Raw genomic sequence first — 19,559 nt, forward strand, 5'->3', positions numbered from 1 at the left:
GTCATTCCTCCTGGGATCGCAGGGCTCGTACGCCGACCAGGTCGTCGGCGACGGCGTCGGGAACCTCGCGGTCGAAGCGGGCCAGCGCGGGCACCCGCATGGCGGCCAGCGTGATCGCCACGATGACGAGGCCGAAGAGCACGTACATGAATCCGATGCCACGACCGGGGCCGGTGCCGATGACCGCCCCGACCGTGCCGGCCAGCGCGCCGCCGTCCAGCAGCAGCGGGTCGAGCAGCGAGGCGGCGTAGGGGGCGACGAGCGCGTACCCGATCGGCAGCGTGGACCAGGCGATGAGCGTGTTCATCGCGAACACCCGGCCGTGGAACCGCTGCGGCACCTTGACCTGCACGATCGTGGTGTAGATGCCGTTCAGCAGGGTGATCCAGAGCGTGATGCCGCACACGCCGACGGCGATCACGGCCAGGTCGGCGCGCAGGCCGGTGAGCAGGCAGAAGCAGCCCAGGACGAGGCTGCACAGCAGGACCCCGCGCAGGCGCAGCCGGCGCGGGCCGCCCCAGACGATCATGACGAGCGCGCCCGCGAACGTCCCCGCTCCGGCCAGGAAGGCGATCCTGCCGACGTCGGCGAGCCCGGCGAAGGAGAGCACCAGCGGCGAGAACATCAGCAGCAGCGGCGCGAGGAACACGTTGAGCACGACGAAGAACAGCAGCATGGCGACGAATCCGCGATGGCCCAGCGAGTACCGCAGCCCGCCCAGGATCTCGTTCTTGATCGACTCCCGGCGTCGCCAGGGCATGGTGGCGGGGAACCGCACCACCAGCAGGACGACGATGGCGACCGCGTAGCCGGCGATGTCGAGGAGGAGGATGCCGCCGAGCCCGATGGCGGACAGCAGGCCGACGGCGAAGATGGGCACCAGGAGCTGGGCGGTGCCGTTGCCGAGCTGCGTGATGCCGACGGCGTGCCCGAGATAGTGCTTGGGCACGAGCTGCGGCACGGCCGAGAAGTACGCGAGCCGCTGGAACGTGAGCGCGACGGACAGGCAGCCCAGCAGCGGATAGATCATCCCCGTGGACAGATTCCCGGTCCACAGCAGCACGCCCAGCGCGAGCTGGATCGTGAACGCCGCGATGTCCCCCGCCAGCATCACCCGGCGCCGGCTCGTCCTGTCGATGATCGCCCCGGCGATCGGCGCGGTCAGCATCCCCGGCACCAGGCCCACGACCGCCATCAGGGCGAACAACGCCACCGATCCGGTCGTGGTGTAGATCCACAGCGGTACGGCGAACTCCGTCAGCGCCGATCCGGTCACGGACACGAGCTGGCTCAGCGCGATGGCGAGGAAGCGCCCGATGCCGGGCTGGGCTCCCGCCGGGGCGGACAGCGCGCCGGCGTGGGACACGTCGTGCAGCCACCAGGTACGGTCACCGCTTCGTGCCGCCGCTTCCTCCGGCTCCCGGGGGGCCTTTTCCTTCAGGTTCCGGTGGAGGGTGGTGACGATCTCGGACAGCTCTTGCGCCCGATATTTCAGGAAAAAGTGCCCTGCCTCCGCTAGCACGACCACCGCCGACACCGAGGTCAGGAAGTGCCACTCGCGAAAACGTTCCTGGTAGTAGTCCGTCGCCGGATCCTCGGTCCCCACGACACTGATCACGGGAGCGTTCAGCCGTCGCGTGCCCGACTCGAACAGACGGGTGTAGTACTCCTCGGCCTCGCGCGAGTCGCGGCGCATGTTCCGTACGATGCGCCGCGCCTGCTCGGGATCGAGGTCGCTCATGTCCACGCCCTGCGAGATCAGCCAGTTGACGTAGCGCTGGTCGCTGCGGAGCCGCTCGGCCTCGGCGATCCTGGCGATCCGCGACATCACCCGGCCGCGCGGGCGGGCGAACGGGAAGATGCCGCCGATGTAGACGCCTTCCAGGTCCCGGCCCGCGGCCTCCAGCCGGCGGGCGATCTCCACGGTCAGGGCCGAGCCGACGCCGCAGTGGCCGTACAGGACGATCGGGCCCTCGACCTTCTCCAGGATCTCGCGCACACATCCCTCGGCGAGTTCGTCGAAGGGCAGTCTGTCCTCGTCGACGCCCACGTCGTGGCCGGGGATCGCCACCGACCACAGCGCGTGCCCGTCCGGCAGGGCGTCGGCCAGCGGCTGGTAGACGACGGCGCTGCCGCCGCCGTACGGGACGCACACGTAACTCAGGACGGAGCTCGTGCTCCGGGCGGCGGTCAGCCGGTGCAGCAGCGAGCGGGGGCCGCGCCGGTCCGGCGGGATGTCGGCGAGCGCGGCCAGCTCGCCGAGGGTGCGGTGCTTGAACACGTCCATGACGCTGACCACGGCGCCCGCCTGCTGGCGGAGCCGGGCCACCACCTGGGTCGCGAGCAGGGAGTGGCCGCCGAGGTCGAAGAAGTCGTCGGCCACGCCGACCGCCTCGACGCCCAGCAGCTCGCCCCAGATCGCGGCCAGCGTCCGTTCCGTGGGCGTGTCCGGCGCGATGAACTCGACCGTGGCGTCCCTGGCGGCCACGGGTGCGGGGAGCCGGCGGCGGTCCAGCTTGCCGTTGGGGCTCAGGGGCAGGGCGGCGAGCGTGACGTAGGCCGCGGGGACCATGTAGTCGGGGAGCGTCTTCTTCAGCTCGGCCCGGAGCGCGCCGTGATCGAGCACCGCCTCCAGGACGTCCGCACCGTCGGCGGGGCCGGTCCGGTCGGCATCCGGGGTGACGTAGGCGACCAGGCGGTCGTCGCGGACGATCACGGCCGCGTCCCCGACGGCGGGCAGAGCACGCAGGGCGGCCTCGATCTCGCCGGGCTCGATGCGCAGCCCGCGCAGCTTGACCTGGGCGTCCAGCCGGCCGAGGAACTCCAGCACTCCGTCGGAGCGGCGTCTGACCAGATCACCGGTGCGGTAGAGCCGCGAGCCCGGCGGGCCGTACGGGTCCGGCACGAACCGCTCGGCCGTGAGCGCGGGACGGTTCAGGTAACCCCTGGCCAGGCCGGCGCCGCCGATGAACAGCTCCCCCGGCACCCCGATCGGCACCGGGGACATGGCCGCGTCCAGCACGTACAGGGTGGTGTTGGCGATGGGGGTGCCGATCGGGACGCGGGCCGCCGAGGTCAGGGTGGCGGGCAGGCAGTGCCAGGCGGACACGTCCACGGCCGCCTCGGTGGGACCGTACAGGTTGTGGAGTTCGGCGGCGGGGAGCGTCGCGACGCAGCGGCGAGCCAGGTCGGCGGGCAGTTCCTCACCCGAGCAGATCACCCGCCGCAGCGAGCCGCAACCGCCGGCGCCGTCGGCAGCGCCCCCGGCGCCGTGCTCGGCGAGGAAGACGGCCAGCATCGACGGGACGAAATGGGCGGTGGTCACGCCTTCCGTGACGATCAGTTCGCGCAGGTACGCGGCGTCCTTGTGGCCGCCCGGCGTCGCGAGCACCAGCTTCGCCCCGCTGCGCAGCGGCCAGAACAGCTCCCACACCGACACGTCGAAGCTCAGCGGCGTCTTCTGCGCCACGACGTCCGCGTCCCCCAGCCGGAACCGTTCCTGCATCCAGTCGAGTCGGTTCGCGATGCCGCCGTGGGTGTTCGGCACGCCCTTGGGCCGGCCGGTGGAACCGGAGGTGTAGATGACGTAGGCGACGTCGTCGGGCCGCACGTCGGGCAGCGGGCCGGAAGCGCCGGTCCAGACGTCCGGATCGTCCAGGTCGAGGATGGTCGCGGCGGTGTACGGCAACGAGGGGCGGATCCCGCTCTGGGTGAGCACCACGGCCGGTACGGCGTCCGCCAGCATGAACGCCACCCGGTCCGGCGGATAGTCGGGGTCGATCGGCAGGTACGCCGCACCCGCCTTGAGCACGCCGAGCAGGCCGGGCAGCAGCTCCAGCGAACGTTCGGCGCACACCGCGACCACCGACCCCGGGCCCGCGCCGAGGCCGCGCAGCGTGCGCGCGACCCGGTCCGCTGCCGCGTCCAGTTCGCCGTACGTCAGCGCGCGCCCTTCGAAGCGCACCGCGACCGCGTCGGGCGTACGCGCCGCCCGCTCCTCGATGGGACCGTGCAGCGTGGCGTCGCCGGGGAAGGCGGCCGCGGTGTCGTTCCACACCTCCAGGACCAGGCGGCGTTCGTCCGCGCCGAGCAGGTCGATCCCCGAGAGCCGCACGTCCGGCCCGGCCGCGACCCGTTCCAGCAGCGTGCACAGGTGGCCGGCGAGGCGTTCGACGGTGTCCGGCTCGAACAGGTCCGTGTTGTAGACGAACATCCCGCCCGAGTCGTCGCCGACGTACAGCTCCAGGTCGTAGCGGGTCGCCCAGGCGTCCACGGGGAAGTCGGCCACGGTCAGCCCGGCGGGCGGCTCGATGGCCTCGTTCCGGTAGTTCTGCATCGCGAACATCACGCCGAACAGCGGCGACCTGGACACGTCGCGCGGCAGGTCCAGCTCCGAGACGAGCTGCTCGAACGGCAGGTCCTGGTGGGCGAAGGCGTCCAGGACGACGCTCCGCACCCGGTCGACCAGCTCGGCGAACGTCAGGTCGCCCGTCAGGTCCACCCGCATGGTCAGCATGTTGACGAAGCAGCCGATCACGCCGTCGAGCTCGGGGACCTGGCGACCGGCTACCGGCGATCCCACGGCGACGTCCTCGACGCCGGCGTACCGGCCGAGCAGCGCGGCGAGCGCGGACAGCATGATCATGTACGGCGTGGCCCGGTGTTCGCGCCCGAGCCGGGCCAGCCCGGCGGCCGCCTCCCGGCTCAGGGTGAACGGGTGCGCGGCGCCGGTGTAGGTCCGTTCCGGCGGGCGGGGCCGGTCGGCCGGCAGGTCCAGCGGCTCCAGGCCGGCCAGCCTGTCCCGCCAGAAGTCCAGGTCGCGCGGGGAAGGGGCCAGGCCGCGCTGCCAGGCCGCGTAGTCGCCGTACGCCACCTGCGGGGTGGGCGGCGTGCGGCCGTCGTAGCGGGTGAAGACCTCGCGCATCAGCACGTCGGCCGACCAGCCGTCGGCGGCGATGTGGTGCACCGCGAGCACCAGAACGTGATCGTCGTCGCCCAGCCGCACCAGCAGCGCCCGTACCGGCGGGCCCGCCGCGAGGTCGAACGGCACCGCCAGGAACTGCTCGGCCAGCGCCTTCGCGGCGGCCTCGCCGGATGCGTCGCGTACGGTCAGCGGAAGCGTGGCGTCGTCGGCGAGGACCACGCGCGGGCGGCCGTCGTCCGTGGCGGGGAAGCGCATGCGCAGCGCGTCGTGCCCGGCCACGACGGCGTCGAGCGCGGCGGCCAGGGCGCCCGCGTCCAGCGGGCCGCGCAGCCGCAGCCTGATCGGGATGGTGAGCTGGGCGGTGCCCGGCGCGAACTGCTCCAGGAACCACAGCCGCTCCTGCGCGTGCGACAACGGCGGCGGCTCGTCGGCGGGGCGCGCGGGGATGGTGCGGCGCGGCACCGCCGCCGCCCCGCGCCGCAGCCGCTGCGCCAGCAACGCCTGCTTGGCCGCCGACAGAGCCCCGGACGACACCCCGGGCGAAGCCCCCGGCAAAGCCCCGGACGTCCCCGACAATGCCTCGGACGACGCCTCCGACGAGGTCTCCGAGTCGGTCACTCCCCCACCTCCAGCAGATCCGCCGCCTCGGCGTCGGTGAGCGAGGCGAGCTCCTCGATCACCAGCCTCTCGACCGCCGCCGCGAGCCCGGCGACCGTCGGCTGGTCGAACACCGTGCGGATCGGCACCTCCGTGTCGAGCGCGTTCCGCAGCAGGGCCGCGACCCGGGTCGCCAGCAGGGAATGCCCGCCGAGGGCGAAGAAGTCGTCGTCGACGCCGACCGCCTCGACACCCAGCAGCTCGCCCCAGATCCCGGCCACGAGCACTTCGGCGTCCGTGCGCGGCGGCACGAACTCCGCGACGGGGCCGGGCCCCGGCACGGGCAGGGCGGCCACGTCCACCTTGCCGGTGATCGTGAGCGGCAGCGCCGCCAGGCTCACCCAGGCCGTGGGCACCAGATGGGCCGGCAGGGTCGCGGCCAGACTCGTACGCAGCTCGTCCGGCCCGGCCGGCCCGACCACGTACGCGGCCAGCCGTTCCCCGTCCGCCGTCACCACCGCCTGGCGGACACCCGGATGGGCCAGCAGAGCGGTCTCCACCTCACCCGGCTCCACCCGGAAGCCGCGGACCTTCACCTGGGTGTCGAACCGGCCCAGGAACTCCAGCGTCCCGTCCGGCCGCCGGCGCACCCGGTCGCCCGTCCGGTAGAGCCTGGATCCCGGCGGGCCGTACGGATCGGGGACGAACCGCTCGGCCGTCAGCCCCGGATGTCCCGGATAGCCCCGCGCCAGCCCCTCCCCGCCCAGGCACAGCTCCCCGGGGAAGCCCGGCGGCACGGGCTCGCCGTACGGGCCGAGGACGTGCGCCGTCGTGCCGCCGATCGGCCGGCCGATGGGCGGGCGGCCGGTGGTGTCCGCCTCGCCGAGGTCGGTGGCCGTGGCGATGACGGTGGCCTCCGTGGGCCCGTAGGTGTTGACCAGCCGTACCCGGTCGCCGAACCTGTCGCGCCACCTGGCCACCGCCGCCGCGTGCGCCTGTTCGCCGCCGAGTATCACCAGCCGCAGTGGCTGCGGCCAGGTCACGTCGTCGAGCGCCTCGGTGAGCCGGTGCCAGTAGGCGGTGGGCAGGTCCAGCACGGTGACCCGGCCACCGGCCGCGGTCCGCAGCACGTCCGGCAGCGACGCGGCGCCGTCGGGCAGGAGCAGCACGCCCGCGCCCGCCGTCAGCGCCGGGTACAGCTCCTCGGCGTGGGCGTCGAAGCTGAGCGAGGCGAACTGCGCGACCCGGTCGTCCGGCCCGATGCCGTACGCCTCCCGCATCCAGCGCACGCGCCCCGCCAGGCTGCCGTGCTCGACCAGCACCCCCTTCGGCCGGCCCGTCGATCCGGAGGTGTAGATCACGTACGCCGGGTCGTCCGGCTGGACCGGCTGCCGGCCGCCGGCCCACCGGTCGTCGCCGGGCCCCGGCTCGCCGGCGGACCCCGGCTCGTCGCCGGGCCCTGGCTCTCCGGCGGAGACGAGCACGACCGTCTCCGCCGGCAACCTCGGCGCGAGTCCGGCGTCGGTCACCACCAGGCGTGCGGTGCTGTCCGCGATCAGGAAGGCGAGCCGTTCGTCGGGATAGTCCGGATCGAGCGGCAGGTACGCGCCGCCGGCCCGCCACACGGCCAGCAACGCCACGACGGCATCGGCCGAGCGCCGCAGGCAGACCCCGACCACGCACCCGCCCGCGACGCCACGCCGCCGCAGGTCCGCCGCGAGCCGCGCCACCCTGGCGTCGAGTCGTGCGTAGCTCATCGTCTCGCCGTCCCACAGCAGCGCCGTGGCGTCGGGGGTGGCGGCGACGGCCCGCTCGATGAGCGCGGGCACCGTCTCCGCGACGCCGCGACGGGCGTCCACGCCGCCCCGCGCCGAGGCGCCCAGGACGGCCGCGTCGGCGTCCGTCAGCATGGGCAGCCGCGAGATCGGGGTGCCGGGGGCGTCCGCGATGCCCTGGAGCAGCACCTCGAACCGCGCGGCCAGCCCCTGCACGGTGGCCGCGCGATACCGGGTGGCGTCGTAGCCGAGCACCGCGAGCAGCCCCTGCTCGTTGCGCCAGGTCTCCAGGGACAGATCGAACTTCGCCTGGCGATACCCGCCGTCGAACAGCTCCACCCCGAGGTCGCCGACCCGTTCCGGCGGCGTCCCCTCCCCCGCCTGGCTGTGCAGAATGATCATGGTGGCCAGCAGCGGATTGCGATGGAGGTCACGCGGCACGCCCAGCTCGCCGATGAGCCGTTCGAACGGCACGGTCCGGTGCGCGTGCGCGTCGAGCACGGTGCGGCGGGTCGCGTCGAGCAGGTCGGAGAAGACCGGATCCCCCGTGAGGTCGCCGCGCAGGACCAGCGTGTCGGTGAGGTACCCGATGACCGGCTCCAGCTCCGTCCGGTCCCTGGTCGCCCACGGCGTGCCGACCAGGATGTCGTCCTGCCCCGTGTGCCGGGCCAGCAGCACCTGGTAGGCGGCGACCAGCACCATGAACAGCGACGCGTTGTGCTCCTGCGCCAGCCGCTCCAGCCGGGACACCAGCTCGGCGGGCACCTGGAAGGAGTGGAACGCGCCCTCGGGCCGCTCACCGCCGGGCAGGTCGGCGGGCAGGTCGAGCACGGGCGGGCCGGCGAGCTGTTCGCGCCAGTAGGCCAGCGACTCCGCGGCGGCCTCGCCCGAGTCCCGTTCCCGCTGCCACAGCGCGATGTCGCCGTACTGGACCCGGAGCGGCACGAGATCCGCCTCCTCGCCCCGCGTCCGCGCCTGGTAGAGGGCGAACAGGTCGTCGAACAGGACCCCGAGCGAGGACCCGTCCGCGATGATGTGGTGCAGCACGAAGCACAGCACGTGGTCGAGCGGCCCGAGCCGGAGCAGGCTGATCCGCAGCGGCGGCGTCCCGGCCAGGTCGAACGGCTGGTTCGTCCGGTCGGCGACGAGCCGCAGCGCCCGCTCCTCCGGGTCGGGCGAGCCCGACAGGTCGAGGCGTTCGCAGGCCACGGGACCGGGCGGATGGACGACCGTGATCGGCTCGCCGTCCACGTCGGCGAACGACGTGCGCAGGCTCTCGTGCCTGGCCACCACCGCGTGCAGCGCCGCATCCAGCGCATCGGTGTCCAGCTCGCCGCGCAGCCGCAACACCAGGTACATGTTGTACGAGGCGTCGTCCGGGTCGAACCGCTGCAGGAACCACAGCCGTTCCTGGACGAACGACAGCGGCGGATCGACCCCGTCCGGGCGAGGCAGGATCTCCGCCGGCCGAGTGTCCCCTTCGTCGGTCGCGGCCCCGCGGAGCCGGACGATCTCCTCGACCACCCCCGTGATGGTCGGATCGTCGAAGAAGGCGTCCAGCGACACGTCCACGCCGATGCCGTCCCTGATCCTGGCCGAGATCTGCGTGATGGTGAGCGAGTGCCCGCCGAGGTCGAACAGGTCGTCGTCGGGGCCGACGTCGTCCAGCTCCAGCACCTCGCACCAGATCCGCCGCACCTCCTCGACCAGCGTCGCCCCACGGTCCAGGCCCGGGTCCTGGTCCGGGTCCGGGTCCTGGCTTCGGCCCGTGGCGGCGGAGGGGTCGGGGAGGGCGGCGCGGTCCAGCTTGCCGATCGGGTTCAGCGGCAGGGCGTCCAGCACCACGTAGGCGCTCGGCACCGTGGCGGCGGGCAGGGTCCTGGCCAGGTGGGCGGCCAGGGCGCCGGCGTCGGGGGCGGCCCGGCCCGGCGCGGGGACGACGTACGCGATCAGGCGGTGGTCGTCCGTGTCCCCACCACGGACGACCACCGCCGTCTCGCCGACCTGGGGGTGCTCCCGCAGCCGGGTCTCGATCTCGCCGAGCTCGACCCGATGGCCGAGCAGCTTGACCTGCCCGTCCTGGCGGCCGAGGAACTCGATCTCGCCGTCGGGCCGGTAGCGGGCCAGATCGCCGGTACGGTACAGCCGTCCCCCGGGAGGACCGAAGGGATCGGGGACGAATCGCTCGGCCGTCCGCGCGGGCCTGCCCAGGTAGCCCCGCGCCACTCCGGCCCCGCCGATGCACAGCTCGCCCGGCACCCCGATCGGCACCGGCCGCATGGCCTCGTCGAGCAGGTAGATCCGGGTGTTGGCGAGGGGCCGGCCGATGGTGATCGGCGCATCACCTTCGCCCGGCTCGCCGTACGTGCTCCAGATGGTGGTCTCGGTCGGGCCGTACACGTTGACGACGCGGTCGCAGCGGGCGCGTAACTCCCGCGCGAGCTGAGGCGGCAGCGCCTCTCCCCCGGCCAGCGCGGTCACCCCGGCCAGGCCGCCGGGCAGCAGCAGTCGCCACACCGACGGCGTGGCCTGCACGTGCGTGACGCCCTGCGCGGCGACCAGCCGGGCCAGCGCCTCCGGCCGCCGCACCGCGTCGTGGGGCGCGACGACGACCCGGCCGGCCACGATCAGCGGCAGGTACAGCTCAAGGGCGCTGATGTCGAACGCGGGCGAGGTGAGCGCGAGCCAGGTGTCACCGGGCGCGGACCCGAGCCGGTCACGCATGGCGAGCAGCAGGTTGGCCAGGTTGCCGTGATCGATTTCGACCCCCTTGGGCCGTCCCGTCGATCCCGAGGTGTAGATGACGTAAGCCGTCTCTTCTGGCGACGCCGGCCGTACCGGCTGCTCCGGCGCCAGACCCGCGACCGGCTCCTCCGGCGCCGGGCTCGCGGCCGGTGCCCCGTCCGCCGGGAGCGCGGGATCCACCAGCAGCACGGGCCCCGGCAGCCCGTCCGGCACGGCGGTCTCGGACAGCAGCAGCGCGGGCCGGGCATCGTCGACGATCATGGCCAGCCGTTCCGCGGGATGGTCGGGATCGAGCGGCAGATACGCGGCCCCCGCCTTGTGCGCGGCGAGCAGGCAGACCAGCAGCAGGTCGGACCGCCGCAGGTGCACGGCGACCAGGTCCCCGCGCCCGACCCCGGCGCGCCGGATCCTGGCGGCCAACCGTGCGGCCGCCGCGTCCAGCTCCGCGTAGGTGAGCGACCGCTCCCCGAACGTGACGGCGCACGCGTCAGGACGGGCCCGCACCTGCTCGGCGAACAGAGCCGGCAGGGTCGCCCCGGCGGGATGGGCGACCTCGGTGTCGTTCCACTCGACGAGCATCCGCCGCGACTCCGCCGCGGGCATGACGTCGAGCTCGCCCAGGCGGGCGTCGGGATCGTCGGCGGCGTGGCGCAGCAGGGCGCGCAGACCGTCGGCGAACCGGGCCGCGACGTCCCGGTCCACCGCCGCCGGGTCGTACCGGACGCACAGGGCCAGCCCGTCGGGACCGTCCAGGATCTGCAGGTGCAGCGGGTTGCGCGCGCCTCCGCCGAACATCATGCGGTCCACGGTGACGTTCACGCCGGGAAAGACGGGGTCGGCCTCCCGCCTGCGGTAACTGATCGACACGGGTACGGCGGCGCCCCGGGCCCCCTGGCCCAGCACCCGCGCGGGCGGCACCTCACGGAACCTGTACACCGCACGCAGCTCGTCGCGCATCTCCCGGACGAACGCGCGGAACGCCTGACCGGCCTCGGGCCGCGACAGCACGGGCAGCTCGCCGACGAACGGGCCGATGTGGTCACGGGTCACGGGGCCGCGCGTGGTCACGTCGATCGCGACCGCCACGTCCTCCGTGCCGTGCCTGAACAGCAGCGCGTGCACCCCGGCCAGCAGCACCTCGAAGACCGACGCGCCGGTCGCCGCCGCGGCCTTCGCGGCGGAGCGGCTCAGCTCGTGGTCGAGCCCGGCGTCGATCTGCGCACCGGGCCCGTACCGTCTGCCGGTACGCCGCTGCCCCGGCAGCACGATCTCGGCCGGCTCCGTCCAGCGCCCGGCCCAGAACTCCCGCGCCGCCTCCAGCACCTCCGGTTCCGGCTCCCGCCAGGCGAACGGCAACGGCTCCACCGCCCCGTCCGAGCCGGTCGCGTAGAACTGGGCGAGGTCACGTACCAGGATGTCCTTGGACATGCCGTCGAAGACCAGATGGTGGGCGACGAACAGCAGCAGGTGCCGCCCGGATCCGGCCGGCACGAGCGTGAACCTGGCCAGCGGCCCCTTCTCCAGGTCGAACTCCCGCGCGCTCTCCTGCCCGATCAACCGCTGGAGAGCGTCGGGCGCGGGATCGGGCAGGTGGGCGATCGTCACGGCCGGCTCGGCCGCGGGGACCAGCCGGAGCCCCTCGCCGCTCTCCGCGACGGCGGTGGCGAGCACCGGATGCCGGGCGACCACCCCGGCGCACGCGCCGAGCAGCGCGGACACGTCGAGAGCGCCGTCGAACCACAGGGCGAGCGGCATGTGGTACGTCAGCCCCGCCCCCATACGTTCGCCGACCCACATGTCCTGCTGAACGAACGAGGCCGGAATGCTCTCCTGGCAGTGCGTCATGTGCGTTCTTTCTGTGTTCACAAGCGTCGTGTGGTCACGTGGAGCCGTCCGCCGGCGGCCCGAGCAAATCCCGCAGCCGCGACTTCACCACCTTGCCGAGGTGGTTCTTCGGCAGCTCGGGCACGAACAGCAACCGGCTCGGCAACTCGTGCCTGGCGAGCCGGTCCATCAGGAACGTCCGCAGGTCGGCGGTGGTGACCGGGGACCGGGTCACGACGGCGGCCGCGGTGACCCGGCCGAGCACCGGATGCGGCACCCCGACCACGGCGGCCTCGGCGACCGATGGGTGCTCGTACAGCGCGGCCTCCACCTGCAGGGTGGACACCTTGTGCGCGCCGGACTTGATGACGTCGCTCTCGCGGTCGACGAGGTAGAGGTATCCGTCCTCGTCGAGGTAGCCGACGTCGCCCATGCGCACCCAGCCGTCACGGAAGATGTCGTCGCTCAACCGCCGGTCGCGGTAGTAGGAGCGGGTGCCGGCGGGCGAGCGCAGCCAGACCTCCCCCCGCTCCCCGGCTTTCGCGCGCCGCCCGTCCGCGGCGACGATCTTGAGGTCGCCGCCCGAGGAGGGCCGTCCGACCGACGCGGGCCGCGCGGGGTCCACGATCATCACGGTCTGCGCCGGAGCCGCCTCGGTCGAGGTGTAGTAGTTGACGATCGTCGCCTTCGGGAACGCCTTGGCCATCCCGGCCGCCACGGCGGGCGGCAGGCTGGCCGCGGTGGAGCCGAGCAGCCGTACGCTCCACAGGTCGTGGCGTTCCTGGACGCGGGCGTTGAGCAGCTCGATGGCCATGGCGGGCACCACGAAGACCGTCCCCGCCCCGTACGACTCGATCAGCCGGGCGAAGCGGGCGGGCGTGAAGCGCGGCAGGGTCAGCGCGGCCGGGCGGGCGCCCAGGGAGTTGACCAGCATGGTCTGTCCGGCGTTGCTGCCGATGGGGAAGGCGTGCAGGAAATGCCGGGAGTGCAGGAGCGTGCGGCGCCGAGGCTCGGCGGAGACGCCGTAGGCGAGGTTGGCATGGGTGGCGCCGACCCCCTTGGCCCGGCCCGTGGTGCCGGACGTGTAGATGATCTGCGCCAGCCCGCCGGGGAAGACGTCCCGCCGCACCGGGCCCTCGTCCCCCTGATCCAGTTCCGCCGGTGTCGCCCGCCAGGCGTTCACGTCCGGCGGATCGACGCCGGCCCCGTGCAGCACGGCGCTCACGGAGCAGTCGGTCAGCGCGTGGCGTACCTCGGCGGGGGCCAGCCGGCCGGACAGCGGCACGGCGACGCAACCGGCCCGCATGACCGCGCACCAGGCGACGGCGAGGTCGATCCAGTCCCGCTCGTCGAACAGCAGCCCGACCCGGTGGCCGGACGGCAGGCCGTGATCGATCAGCGCGCGGGCGACCGCGTTGGAGCGCCGGTCCCAGGCGTCGAACGAGAGCGTCCCGACCTCGGCCACCACGAGGGCCGGGCTGTCCGGTTGTTCCTGTGCGCGACGGGCGAGCAGGTCGGGAAGCGTCAGCCGATCGTCACCGTTCACCACGGCCGGATACCGAAATGTTTCGTGGGCATGACCTACTCCCAGACTCGCAGCAGCATCAGATGGGCCTAATACGGCCGCCCCGTAACGCGTCTGTTCGAAACAATAGGCAATCCGGGCCGTCTGCGACAGAGAAACATTTAAGTATTTTCCCGAAAGTTTCGGAGCCGAGGGCGCGCGGCATGGTCCGCAGCGGGCGGGCCATCGGGTGGTCCGATGGGGACCGCGTGCCGGTTACCGGAACTTTCGGGGTTCAGCCAGGAGTTGACAGGGTGATCGGTTCAGCACTGTGTCCGCGGCGGTTTCACAACAGGAGCCAGCATGGACTCACAGACGGTCATAGCCCTGAGCGCCGTCGTCATCGCCATCGCCTCGCTCGTGGTGTCCGTCTACCAGGTGCGAGCCACCCGCCTGCACAACCGGCACACGCTCCGCCCCCTCCTCCAGCTGCGGCTGAAGATCTCGGCGGGGCAGCGAGCGGGCATCTGGATGGTGAACACCGGCCTCGGCCCCGCCATCATCACCGGCACCCGCGTCTGGCTGGACGGCGAAGAACTGGGGTCGTGGAACAGGGAGACGTCGAAGCAGGTACGCAGGGACATCGCTCCTTATCCACGCGCGTCAGCCCTCTCCGACGGCATGGGAGTCCCGCCCGGATACACCGAGTACCTGCTGACCGTGGACGACTACAACCCGGCCGCGAACAACGCGTTCCTGGAACTCATCACGCGGCGGATGGACCTGGAGGTCCGCTACGAATCTCTGTACGGCGGAGAGGGCTACACGGTGAGCACCCGCAGGAACTCCTGGTGGCAGTCCGAGACTCCCCCCGCCTACGACCCCGCGTCGGCGCCTTCGCACGATGACCTCTCCGGTTCTGACGAAGCCAAGCTCAACTAGCGCCCGTCCGCCATCCAGCGCGTGCTTTCGCCGGCTCCGCTCCGTCGCGTGCTTCTATGCCTGCGCCAGCGCTTGTCTCACCTCGCCAGCCGTCCTGATCGCCGGGCCGTGGATCCCGTTCTCGTCCGGCTCGGTCGTGTCGTCGGTGAAGACCGCGTAGGCGGGGCGGCCGACCTCGAACCGCCATCCCTCCGCGAGCGGCCCGGCGTCGATGACGCCGTAGCCGATGCTGTCGACGAACGCGGCCGCCGCCGTCTTGGCCTCCGTGTCGTCCCCCGCGATCGTGAGGTGGGTACGGTCCGGGGCACCCGAAGGACGGGCCAGGAGCGGCATGTGGCGGTAGTACAGATTGTTGAAGCACTTGACAACCTTCGACTTCTCCAGATGTCTCTGGACGAGCCCGCTCACGGTCACCTCCCCGCTCTCCAGTTCGGGGGCCGCGCCGTCCCGCCCGGGAAAGTAGTTGCTCGTGTCGATGACCACCTTGCCCGCCAGTTCCGCGGCCGGGACATCGCGCAGGGCGTACAGGGGCACGCTCACCACGACCAGATCACCCGCCAGCGCGGCCGCCGCCGGGGTCGCCGCGCTCGCCCGCTCGCCCAGTCCGGCGACCAGCTCCGCCAAGGAATCGGGACCCCGCGAGTTGCTCAGGACCACACGGTGCCCGGCGGCGACCGCCGATCGCGCGAGAGCGGCGCCGATCTTGCCCGCGCCGATCAGGCCAATGGTCGACATGGTTCTCCTCAGTGTCGTGTCGTTTCACCGATCTCGATCCTGCCGGACCAGGCCGGTACGCTGCATCATGTGAAGTCCGGTTCTCTTTACGGATCGTCCAGGCAGAGATCGATGCTCGGCTCCAGCGATCCGATCGCCGACGCCGTCGGCCTGCTGCGACCACGGACCGTGGTCGAACCCCGTCTGCACGCCGCGGGACCGTGGGCGGTGCGGTTCGAGCCGTTCCCGCACGTGAAACTCGGCGTCGTGGTGCGTGGCGCATGCTGGCTGGCCCTCGACGGGCACGAACCTGTGCGTCTCAGCGAGGGTGACTTCTACCTCCTGGGCAACCCTCCGCCCTACGTGCTCGGCGGCGAGCTCACCGCGACACCGCGCCCCGCCAAGTCGTTGTGGGACGGCGCCGCGAACGGTGCGGTACGCATCGGAGCCGAGGCGGACGAAGACGCGTACCTCTGCGGTGGGCACTTCATGTTCGACGACTCGAACGCCCCGCTCCTGCTCGACGTCCTGCCGCCGCTCGTGCACGTCCGGGCCGCGGATCCGCGGGGCAGGCTGCTCGCATACCTGAGTGAACTGCTGGTCGCCGAGGTCGAGACCGCCGCCGCCGTCGGCGGTTCCCTGGTCCTGGACCATCTGGCCCAGATTCTCTTCGTCCACCTGCTGCGAGCCCACGCCGAGCAGGCGGGCCGGCCGGTCGGCTGGCTCGCGGCGCTCAACGACGACGGCATCGGCGCCGCGCTGCGCGCCATGCACGCGGACGTGGCGCACCGCTGGACGCTCAAGGAGCTCGCCGGTGTCAGCCGCATGTCGCGCTCGGCGTTCGCGGCCGCCTTCAAGGACCGGGTCGGAACCGCACCACTGGACTACCTGATCAAGTGGCGGATGAGCCTGGCCCGTGATGCCCTGATTCGTGACACTCGATCGATCTCCGAGCTCGCCTTCGCGACCGGCTACGAATCCGAGAGCGCCTTCAGCACCGCGTTCCGCCGCGTGGTCGGCTCCTCACCCAGGCAGTTCCGCGACGCGGCGACAGCTCGGACGCAGCGGGCCGGCACCCGGCCGGAGGAAGCGTCCTGATCAGACGAAGCCGGCGCGGATCTCGTCACTCAGCCGGGTGGGGTGGCCGGCCAGCGCCTGCTTGACGTGGGCTCTCCACGCGTCGGCGATCACCTCGACCTCGCCCGCCTCGATCCCGTCCAGGCCGGCCCGTACGGTGACGCCCGGGTCGCTCTTGGGCCCGTCGTAACCCGCGCTGAAGTCGGTGTCGACGGCTCCCAGGTGCAGCCCGGTCACGAGCGTGCCCTGCTCGGCGAGCTCCAGCCGCACGCCCTTCGTCAACGCCCAGTGGGCCGCCTTGGAGGCGTGGTAGCCGTTCGTCCCGGGATAGGCGTGCCAGGACTGCGCGGAGAGCACGTTGAGGATCGCCCCGCCCCCGTTGGCCGAGAGCACCGGGGCGAACGCCCGCACGACGGCCAGTGTGCCCCAGAAGTTGCGTTCCAGAAGCCGGCGGGCGAAATGGCGGCCCAGCCCCCGGTTGGCGCCGGTCACGAGCGCGACCGCGCCCTCGATCCGGAGACCGTACGCGGGGCGGGTGTCAGCGCTCCGGGGTGAGCGTCCGCGCCCTGCGCCACTACGAGGAACAGGGGCTCCTCACGCCCGGCCGCGGCCCCGGCGGCCAGCGCGAGTACACCGAGGACGCGGTCACCCGGGTGCACATCCTCCAGCAGCTCTACGCCGCGGGCCCGTCCAGCCGCCGCATCGCCGAACTGCTCCCCTGCATCGAGGCCGACACCACCACCGAGCACCAGCGGGCCATGCTGGCCGCCGAGCACGCCCGCATCAAGCGGCAGATCGACCATCTCACCACGGCGCTCGGCCGCATCGAGAAGATCGTCGAGGCCGCCGCAGACCGGCCAGCCTGAGCACGACTCGTCCACCACCTCTTCGACCCGCCCGCACCCTGCCTGACACTGGCAGGGTGCGGCCGGGGACGCGGTGAAGGCGAATACTGGAGGTCATGGACGGACGACGGCAGCTCGGCGAGTTCCTGCGGACCCGGCGCGCGCAGGTGAGTCCCGAGGAACTCGGTGTGCGGACGTACGGTGACCAGCGCCGGGTGCCGGGGCTGCGGCGCGAGGAGCTGGCCCTGCTGGCCGGGGTGAGCGCGTCGTACTACGCGCGGCTGGAGCAGGGCCTGTCGGTCAACGCCTCGCCGCAGGTCCTGGAGGCGATCGCGACGGCGCTGCGGCTGAACGAGGCCGAACGCCGTCACCTGCACCGGCTGGCCGCCGGCTCCCAAGGCCGGCCGGCCGGGCGGCGGGCCGCCCCGGAACGGGCGGGCGAGGCGGCACGGCAACTGATGCGGACCCTCGCGGACGTACCGGCCGTGATGCTGGGCCGAAGCAGCGACGTACTCGCGTGGAGCCCGGCCGGGCACGCGTTGTTCGCCGGGCACCTGGACCCGGACGGCCCCGATCGTCCGGGGCGGCGGCCGAACATGGCGCGCCTGGTGTTCCTGGACGAGCACACCCGCGAGCTGTACGAGGACTGGCCGGCCAAGGCCCGCACCGTGGTGGGCACGCTACGGGCCGCCTCCGGGCGGTTCCCGCACGATCCGGCGATCGCGGCGCTGGTCGGCGAGCTCTCGGTGCACAGTCCCGAGTTCGCCAGGCTGTGGGCCGGCCACCGGGTCAAGTCCGGCGACTCCGAGGTCTACCGCATGCGTCACCCGCTGGTGGGGGCGATGACCGTCACCCAGCAGGCGCTGCGCACCGGGAGCGGCCAGGTGGTCGTCATCGCGACCACGGAGGCAGGCTCGCCGTCGCAGGCCGCGATGACGCTGCTGGCGCACACCGCGGCCACCCAACGGCACGGCGCTCAGGCACCGGCTGAGCAACCGCGGCTGCCGGCGCTGCCCGAGTAGCCGTTCCGCGCTCCCGTCCCCGCCGTCCACCTCTTCTCTCTCCACCACACGACACACGCGCCTTCGGCATGCCCGAAAACAGGGCGTATCCGAAAAGGCTGCACACAACAAGAAGGAACCGCTCATGAACGAGCTCAAGCTCGGCGACGTCACCACCGTCCGGATCGAGGAGATGCACGGTCCGGTGATGTCCACCGACCAGTTCTTCCCCGACCTGCCCGCCGAGGCCTGGCAGGAGCACCGCGCGGACCTGGTGCCCGACCATCTGGACGCCGGGAGCGCCATGGTCAACAGCGCCTTCCAGACCTGGCTGCTGCGCAGCGAGGGCCGGGTCATCCTGATCGACACCGGCATCGGCAACGACAAGACCCTCCCGGGCGCCGCGTACTGGAGCAATCTGAAACTCGGCTACCTCGGCCACCTGGCCGGCGCCGGCGTCCGGCCCGAGGACGTCGACCTGGTGATCAACACCCACCTGCACGTCGACCATGTCGGCTGGAACACCCGCCTGGCCGACGGCGCATGGGTGCCCACCTTCCCCAACGCCACCTACCTGATGCCCAAGGCGGACTTCGAGTTCTTCGACCCCGCGAACAACCCGTCGATAGCCGGCGGCGTCAACGAGAACGTCTTCGAAGCCAGCATCGCCCCCGTGCACGCCGCCGGCCAGGTACGGCTGTGGGAGCACAGCCACACCATCGACGCGAATCTGCGCCTGGAGGCGGCCCCCGGCCACACTCCCGGGTCCAGCGTGGTCAAGCTGGCGTCCGGCGACGACCGGGCCCTGTTCGCCGGCGACATCCTGCACACCCCGCTGCAGCTGACGTACCCGGAGCACAACAGTTGCTTCTGCGAGGACCCTGCGCAGGCCCGCGCCACTCGCCGCAGGCTGCTCGGCTGGGCCGCGGACGAACGCGCCCTGCTGCTGCCCGCCCACTTCAGCGGCCACAGCGCCCTGGAGATCGAGCAGCGCGGCGCCGCCTTCGCGGTGAAGGGCTGGGCGCCGATCACCCGGTACTGAACCCCGGCGCGAAATGCCCCCGCCCGGGCGCGGCGAGGTGACCCTGACCACCGGTGACGGCCACCGGCACCGCCACGCTCCCCCGCCGGCCGGTGCTCGCCGAGACGGACCTCGCCACGTGCGAGGTGTTGCGCCCGGAGCGCTGCGAACTCCGCGCCGACGTGCCGACAGGCCACGTCTCAACCCCGGCTGGCCCCGGCTTCGTCTCCTTGCGCGCCGTCGCAACCGGCACCGAGGGCACCGGCGTGACGCAGACGATCACCCGGGCGTACGCCGTCGGCTGAGCGCCAGGCGCGCCGCTCGCGAGCGGCCACTCAAGCCTTGGTGCTCATGGGACGAGTACGGCCTACCTACGTGAGCACAGTTTCGCCAACGACGTTGACGGATAGGTCGGCCGCGACGGCGGTGCCGGCGAGAAGCAAACAGAGAGTGGCCCGTTCGCCGCCGTTCAATCTCCTCGGCTGCGTCCTTCCGAGCACTAAAATGCTGCTTGACCTGCACCGATGCAACCGGTGTGCCTATGGAAAACGCCGGCCCGTTCGCTGAGCCGGACCCCCGGCCTGTCCCTG

At 72.5% G+C, this 19,559-nt stretch carries 11 protein-coding genes; 6 read left to right on the forward strand and 5 right to left on the reverse strand.

The annotated features are described in order from the left end of the window. Position 1: 1 nt before the first annotated feature. From B0I32_RS14850 to B0I32_RS14860, 3 genes are read right to left on the reverse strand one after another with little or no spacing between them, the layout of a single operon-like run. Positions 2 to 5,542 carry a non-ribosomal peptide synthetase/MFS transporter gene (locus B0I32_RS14850; protein WP_245955829.1) on the reverse strand — a complete coding sequence of 1,847 codons (5,541 nt, stop codon included), beginning with the start codon at positions 5,540 to 5,542 and terminating at the stop codon, positions 2 to 4. Next, positions 5,539 to 11,886, reverse strand: a complete 6,348-nt coding sequence (locus B0I32_RS14855; RefSeq protein WP_106239072.1) for a non-ribosomal peptide synthetase — start codon at positions 11,884 to 11,886, stop codon at positions 5,539 to 5,541. Before B0I32_RS14855 ends, B0I32_RS14850 begins: the two co-directional genes overlap by 4 nt. Before the next feature lie 34 nt (positions 11,887 to 11,920). Then, entirely contained in the window at positions 11,921 to 13,411 is a 1,491-nt protein-coding gene (locus B0I32_RS14860) for a class I adenylate-forming enzyme family protein (protein WP_245955830.1), read from the reverse strand. Positions 13,412 to 13,732: 321 nt separating this feature from the next. On the opposite strand from B0I32_RS14860, the gene B0I32_RS14865 reads away from it, so the two are divergent. Continuing rightward, positions 13,733 to 14,311, forward strand: coding sequence for a hypothetical protein (locus B0I32_RS14865; RefSeq protein WP_106239076.1), 579 nt, complete (start codon positions 13,733 to 13,735; stop codon positions 14,309 to 14,311). Positions 14,312 to 14,365: 54 nt separating this feature from the next. On the opposite strand, the gene B0I32_RS14870 is transcribed toward B0I32_RS14865, so the two are convergent. Next, a complete protein-coding gene (locus B0I32_RS14870) occupies positions 14,366 to 15,046 on the reverse strand; it encodes an NADPH-dependent F420 reductase (RefSeq protein WP_106239078.1) in 681 nt (226 codons plus the stop codon). A 111-nt stretch (positions 15,047 to 15,157) separates the two neighbouring features. Here B0I32_RS14870 and B0I32_RS14875 point away from each other — a divergent pair, with 111 nt between their 5' ends. After that, on the forward strand, positions 15,158 to 16,123 hold the full coding sequence (locus B0I32_RS14875) for an AraC family transcriptional regulator (RefSeq protein WP_106239080.1): 966 nt from the start codon (positions 15,158 to 15,160) through the stop codon (positions 16,121 to 16,123). On the opposite strand, the gene B0I32_RS14880 is transcribed toward B0I32_RS14875, so the two are convergent. Next, the gene (locus B0I32_RS14880; RefSeq protein ID WP_245955831.1) at positions 16,124 to 16,594 is read right to left on the reverse strand and encodes an SDR family NAD(P)-dependent oxidoreductase; all 471 of its coding nucleotides are present in this window, start codon (positions 16,592 to 16,594) and stop codon (positions 16,124 to 16,126) included. It abuts the gene before it with no gap. On the opposite strand from B0I32_RS14880, the gene B0I32_RS14885 reads away from it, so the two are divergent. The 4 genes from B0I32_RS14885 to B0I32_RS14900 all read left to right on the forward strand — a co-directional run bounded on the left by B0I32_RS14885 (position 16,522) and on the right by B0I32_RS14900 (position 19,274). Continuing rightward, a complete protein-coding gene (locus tag B0I32_RS14885) occupies positions 16,522 to 16,968 on the forward strand; it encodes a MerR family transcriptional regulator (RefSeq protein ID WP_106239086.1) in 447 nt (148 codons plus the stop codon). The two genes, B0I32_RS14880 and B0I32_RS14885, sit on opposite strands and share 73 nt — an antisense overlap. A 95-nt stretch (positions 16,969 to 17,063) precedes the next feature. After that, positions 17,064 to 17,969, forward strand: coding sequence for a helix-turn-helix domain-containing protein (locus tag B0I32_RS14890; RefSeq protein WP_106239088.1), 906 nt, complete (start codon positions 17,064 to 17,066; stop codon positions 17,967 to 17,969). A gap of 124 nt (positions 17,970 to 18,093) precedes the next feature. Next, on the forward strand, positions 18,094 to 18,990 hold the full coding sequence (locus B0I32_RS14895; RefSeq protein ID WP_106239090.1) for an MBL fold metallo-hydrolase: 897 nt from the start codon (positions 18,094 to 18,096) through the stop codon (positions 18,988 to 18,990). 53 nt (positions 18,991 to 19,043) lie between these two features. Then, a complete protein-coding gene (locus B0I32_RS14900; protein WP_106239093.1) occupies positions 19,044 to 19,274 on the forward strand; it encodes a hypothetical protein in 231 nt (76 codons plus the stop codon). The last annotated feature ends 285 nt before the right edge of the window (positions 19,275 to 19,559 follow it).

Source organism: Nonomuraea fuscirosea (assembly GCF_003001935.1).
GTDB lineage: Bacteria > Actinomycetota > Actinomycetes > Streptosporangiales > Streptosporangiaceae > Nonomuraea > Nonomuraea fuscirosea.

Bases quoted from the DNA above. Each gene is read 5' to 3' on its own strand.
- B0I32_RS14855 (WP_106239072.1), bottom strand. From the start codon at position 11,886: ATGACGCACTGCCAGGAGAGCATTCCGGCCTCGTTCGTTCAGCAGGAC.
- B0I32_RS14890 (WP_106239088.1), top strand. From the start codon at position 17,064: ATGGACGGACGACGGCAGCTCGGCGAGTTCCTGCGGACCCGGCGCGCG.
- B0I32_RS14895 (WP_106239090.1), top strand. From the start codon at position 18,094: ATGAACGAGCTCAAGCTCGGCGACGTCACCACCGTCCGGATCGAGGAG.
- B0I32_RS14875 (WP_106239080.1), top strand. From the start codon at position 15,158: ATGCTCGGCTCCAGCGATCCGATCGCCGACGCCGTCGGCCTGCTGCGA.
- B0I32_RS14870 (WP_106239078.1), bottom strand. From the start codon at position 15,046: ATGTCGACCATTGGCCTGATCGGCGCGGGCAAGATCGGCGCCGCTCTC.
- B0I32_RS14865 (WP_106239076.1), top strand. From the start codon at position 13,733: ATGGACTCACAGACGGTCATAGCCCTGAGCGCCGTCGTCATCGCCATC.